Annotated in this window: 1 pseudogene; it reads left to right on the top strand. The window is 68.7% G+C overall.

Annotation, left to right across the window (positions count from 1 at the left end):
* Window positions 1-12 precede the first annotated feature (12 nt).
* Window positions 13-351, top strand: a pseudogene (locus AC1DYG_RS21100) (hypothetical protein); the annotation flags it as partial.

The following is a 351-nucleotide window of genomic DNA, read 5'->3' as shown; positions in this document are numbered from 1 at the left end:
CTAGGAGACGGCATGACACACGGAGTGCAGGAGAAGCCGACGACACTGCCGGATCCGCCGCGGGTGTCCGGTGGCGAGCACGAGCACGGGCACCTCGAGGAGCTGCGCACGGATCCGATCGCGCTGATGCGCCGGGTGCGCGAGGAGTGCGGCGACGTGGGGATCTTCCGGCTTGCCGACCGTGACGTGGTGCTGCTCGCCGGCGCCGAGGCCAACGAGTTCTTCTTCCGCTCCACCGACGAGGACCTCGACCAGCAGGCCGCCTACCCGTTCATGAAGCCGATCTTCGGCGAGGGTGTGGTCTTCGACGCCAGCCCCGAGCGGCGCAAGGAGATGCTGCACAACTCGGCG

This window comes from Pedococcus sp. P1_H8, assembly GCF_056405175.1.
This window is presented reverse-complemented; position numbering and strand designations above follow the sequence as displayed.